Origin of the sequence: Candidatus Methanoperedens nitratireducens (genome assembly GCF_900196725.1) — an archaeon.
Lineage (GTDB): Archaea > Halobacteriota > Methanosarcinia > Methanosarcinales > Methanoperedenaceae > Methanoperedens > Methanoperedens nitroreducens_A.
Map to the genome: position 1 here is coordinate 1 of NZ_FZMP01000246.1, position 3,962 is coordinate 3,962.

Annotated in this window: 6 protein-coding genes and 1 pseudogene; all 7 read right to left on the reverse strand. The window is 44.2% G+C overall.

Annotated features, from left to right (window positions below):
• Positions 1-105: 105 nt before the first annotated feature.
• Positions 106-375: a hypothetical protein gene (locus tag MNV_RS18315; RefSeq protein ID WP_096207386.1), complete on the reverse strand. Its 270-nt coding sequence runs from the start codon at positions 373-375 to the stop codon at positions 106-108.
• A gap of 12 nt (positions 376-387) precedes the next feature.
• Positions 388-1,509: a prephenate dehydrogenase gene (locus tag MNV_RS18320; protein WP_306453666.1), complete on the reverse strand. Its 1,122-nt coding sequence runs from the start codon at positions 1,507-1,509 to the stop codon at positions 388-390.
• Positions 1,509-1,688: a hypothetical protein gene (locus tag MNV_RS21060; protein WP_306453667.1), complete on the reverse strand. Its 180-nt coding sequence runs from the start codon at positions 1,686-1,688 to the stop codon at positions 1,509-1,511. The genes MNV_RS18320 and MNV_RS21060 overlap by 1 nt, the downstream gene beginning before the upstream one ends.
• Positions 1,685-2,500: a shikimate dehydrogenase gene (aroE, locus tag MNV_RS18325; RefSeq protein ID WP_096207387.1), complete on the reverse strand. Its 816-nt coding sequence runs from the start codon at positions 2,498-2,500 to the stop codon at positions 1,685-1,687. The genes MNV_RS21060 and aroE overlap by 4 nt, the downstream gene beginning before the upstream one ends.
• 133 nt (positions 2,501-2,633) lie before the next feature.
• Positions 2,634-2,927, reverse strand: coding sequence for a hypothetical protein (locus tag MNV_RS18330; RefSeq protein ID WP_096207388.1), 294 nt, complete (start codon positions 2,925-2,927; stop codon positions 2,634-2,636).
• A gap of 191 nt (positions 2,928-3,118) precedes the next feature.
• Positions 3,119-3,286: a hypothetical protein gene (locus tag MNV_RS19980; RefSeq protein ID WP_179294086.1), complete on the reverse strand. Its 168-nt coding sequence runs from the start codon at positions 3,284-3,286 to the stop codon at positions 3,119-3,121.
• Positions 3,287-3,767: 481 nt separating this feature from the next.
• Positions 3,768-3,962, reverse strand: a pseudogene (locus tag MNV_RS18335) (ISNCY family transposase); the annotation flags it as partial.

A 3,962-nucleotide genomic window follows, 5' to 3' on the forward strand; every position in this document is an offset into this window, starting at 1 on the left:
ATAAGCAGGGGTAAAGTTGGGTAAATAAGACAAGTTGAACTCGGATATTATATTCTTTTATCTACCTAATTGAGTTTAATGATGGAATAACAAGCTCTCTGTAAATTACTCTTCCTCGTGCGTTATCCAGTAAACCGCCTTGAACTTTTCAGCAAAGGTGTAGATATTCTTGGCCATCACAGCCCTGCCGTATTCCCTGAGATCTCCCCCCTGGTCGAGGATGAACGTGTTCTCGCCAAGTTTGGTAACTTTAAATACTTCGCCTTTATCTTCAGTGCCTACGTGCAGCACATCCCTGATTTTTAATTTGCGTATATCCGGTCGGACTTTTGTTTTCTCCACCATAGTATCACTTTCCTGCTTGCGCGCGCTCATAACTAATAAACTTTACCTGATTGTACAGCCAATCCCTCTAAAAAGTGTTTCAACACTTTCCTGGACACCCGTCGCATCATAATCCCCGAATATAGTTATTCGGTACGTAACACTTATATCATTTTGCTTGCTATAAATATCAATTATCTCAGTCGATATCACACCATCAGATCTGCTGATAACGTTTTTTATGATTTCAGGATCTGCGCCCTTCGGAATGAAAACCGAAACGTCTCGCGCCACGTTCCTTAAATTCACGGCTTTCCACTCCAGCAGTTCTTTTTCATTCAAAAGCCTTACATTCTCTATACGGAGTTCAATGCTCTTCCCGCCCCGCTCCAGGATAACAGTCCTTGGCGTTACTTTTTTCACGTTTCCGAAATGTACAACGCCCGAATATATATGCTTGAGGGCGCGCTCGTTCCCGATGGAGCGAACAAGCTCCTCGTGCTCTACTATTTTTGTTCCGATAAGTTTTTCCGAGCGCCGCAGGGCGGATTCCGTATCCCCGAAATGCACCGAGGCTTTTTTCATGAGACCCACAAAACCCTCGATATCTTTTTCCCGGATGATATCCGCCATCAGGTCGCACTGGGCAATATAGGCTTTATGCACTTTCGCCACCTCGGGGTTCATCTGGATCATCGCATACAGGTACGGGTTCTGAGCCAGTATCCTGCCCACAAGGTCAAGCATGATATCGTACATGGGGCTCATGAACCTGCGCGAATTAGCCACATTGAATTCAAGCTCCCTGAAAACCGAGCCTATCGAGATATAGGCAAAGTGAGTGAGCCCCTGCACCACAGCCATCATTTTATCATGCTGCACTGCATCCATTATTTCGATATGCGCGCCGCTTTCTTCATACAGGCTCCGGATGACATGGAACCACCTGGAAGACCTGCCCTCAACTGGTGTGAAGATGACTATCTGCCCTCTTATATCGGGTATCGAAGGACCGAACATGGGATGCGTTCCCAGTATTTCAACATCTGCGGGTGCGTGCTTTTGCATGGCTTCCATCGGGACAGTTTTGATAGATGTAATATCCATGAGCAGGCTGCCGGGGGACATTTTTGGAGCAATGTTCTGGATGGTCTTCTCCGTGATATTGATGGGAACTGATATCATCACAATATCACTTTTTTTATCTCGCTGTCAAGGTCATCGGCAAACTTCACGCCCAGTTCCTGCGCGATATCTTTTCTTTTATTGATACCCCAGATGATAACGTCAAAACCGTGATTCTTATAAAATTCAGTGAACCACCTTCCGGTCTCGCCAGTCCCGCCGATTATCAGTATTTTCATTTCAGTCTCTCCCTCACGGCTTTTTCCATAACATCGACAGGCGGGGTACGTCCGGTCCATATTTTGAAAGCCTCTGCGCCCTGGTACACAAGCATCATTACCCCGTCGATCGCTTTTGCGCCTGCTTTTTTTGCTTCCCTGAGCAGCCGGGTGCTCATGGGATTATATACGATATCGAACACGACAAGGTCTTTATGCATCATATCTGAAGTTACGATGGTCTCGGATGTTCCGGGAGACATGCCCACGGAAGTTGAGTTTATGAGAATATCGCATTCCCGTATCCGCGCCTTCAGGTCTTCAAAGCCTGATGCACCGACGCATCCGACTTTGCTGACTTCGCTTGCAAGAGCTTCCGCCCGCCCGGATGTGCGGTTGGCGATTATCACGCTTGCGCCGTCCTTTGCAAGCTGGAATGCGATCGCCCTTGCCGCGCCGCCTGCTCCAAGGAGAAGCACGTTTTTTCCTTTTACCCCGATACCGTTTCCTGCAAGCGCCATTTTTGCGCCGATGCCGTCCGTGTTGTAGCCTTTAATCCCTTTTTTAAAATCTACTGTATTCACCGCACCAATCTGTTTTGCAAGCTCTGAGGGCTCAACTATGCCCAGGGCTTTCTCCTTTAACGGTATTGTAAGGTTCAATCCCCCGAAACCCAGGGCAAGCGCTCCGTGTATCGCATCATGCAAATTATCCGGGCTCACCCTGAACGCGTGATATTCGCAATCCATGCCAAGTGCTTTGAAAGCTGCATTGTGCATAACAGGTGAGAGACTGTGGGAAACGGGGTCGCCAAGTACGCCAAACAACTGCATGCTATCTTAATTATTGGTGATGGTTAAAAAGTATTCTGATGCAGGCTAATAAGGATGATTGTACCTGGTAACACCAACACACGATTTTTTACAGCTGTTACCTGGAAAGATCTTCAATCTCGCTGAGGATTAGCTAAATCCGGGACAATGTTTTCAGGAGCGGATGCACGAATTTTTGTTTCTCGTGATTGCTGCGGTCTTTTTCATGCACACCTGTAACCGCTCTTTTTTTTGCTTTTCTTGCATCCTCAGCTTTCGTTATGACCGCTCTTGCCGTTGTGGAATAATATTCCTCTTCACACTGGCAGCATTTCACATACGGCTGGGACCCCCAATGAACAAATACATGGAAATGGAAATGTTTTATATCCCTGTTCCCGCATACCTCGCAGGGTATGAATTCCTGAATTACATCACGAATTTTCATGATAGTTCCTGAACTGTAGTGTTGTAAGTTCTGTTATATATAATTTATCACTATGTTAATATAAATACTCATCATAATAATAACTATAGCGAATGACTACCTTGCATATTCCATTATTTCGCAATCCTCTTCCGGGCGCAAAGTTACCCGGGCTTTGGGTTTTTTTTCTTTCCTGTCTTTATTAATCCCGCTCAAGACTTTTTTGCGCTTTTTGAATAATACTCCTCTTCGCATTCACAGCATTTTACGAAAGGTTCAGACCCCCAGTGGGCAAATACATGAAAGTAAAAATTGCTTATATCGCTGTTCCCGCATACCTCGCAAGGTATGAATTCCTGGATTATTTCCTGTATTTTCATTATTTCTCTCCCCATCCCCGGTCTACCGGGCTAAACTGCTTGAAATGAAAATGTTTGATCTAACCCGATACTCCAATAATATGTTAGTTGTGATAATATAAAAAGATTACCTTGACTTCGAGGGTGCTGTTAAGATAAGAAAGAGATATAATGAAAGAGATATAATATCTGTTATCAGTTTTTGGGATTAATCTCTTTAGTTACAAACAACGAACTTATACGAACTCGATGATTAGCCGGGCTGAGTTTGTTTGAACTTGCTACAAGATTCAACAGTGAGTTCGTATTGAGTTCGTACGAGTTCGTTGTAAATTTAATTAAGTTAACAGCATCCATGAAGAAATATTCAGGACATGCCCTAAGGTTAATGTCCTCTAACCTTCTGGGGTAAATCCATTATACAAAACGATAGATGACTGAATGAATTCCGCAATCTAGCGAAATAGTATTTTTTATTACCGTAGAGTAATATTTGTCATTTTTACCCCGACAGGTCTCTGGACATTAACATTAGCCCAAGCTGATTGAAAAATTCTGTTTTGATCTTTTCCCAAATGCTTCTATCCTCTTCCGGCGTTTCGTTGCATTGCTTGCATAGATATTTGCCGATTTTTACTGCACCAAGACCGCTTTTGGTGTATTCGTTAAAACCGTTATCAACCATGCGACATCCACA

Coding starts and splice junctions, on each gene's coding strand:
- MNV_RS18315 (WP_096207386.1), bottom strand. CDS start 375: ATGAGCGCGCGCAAGCAGGAAAGTGATACTATGGTGGAGAAAACAAAA.
- MNV_RS18320 (WP_306453666.1), bottom strand. CDS start 1,509: ATGATATCAGTTCCCATCAATATCACGGAGAAGACCATCCAGAACATT.
- MNV_RS21060 (WP_306453667.1), bottom strand. CDS start 1,688: ATGAAAATACTGATAATCGGCGGGACTGGCGAGACCGGAAGGTGGTTC.
- aroE (WP_096207387.1), bottom strand. CDS start 2,500: ATGCAGTTGTTTGGCGTACTTGGCGACCCCGTTTCCCACAGTCTCTCA.
- MNV_RS18330 (WP_096207388.1), bottom strand. CDS start 2,927: ATGAAAATTCGTGATGTAATTCAGGAATTCATACCCTGCGAGGTATGC.
- MNV_RS19980 (WP_179294086.1), bottom strand. CDS start 3,286: ATGAAAATACAGGAAATAATCCAGGAATTCATACCTTGCGAGGTATGC.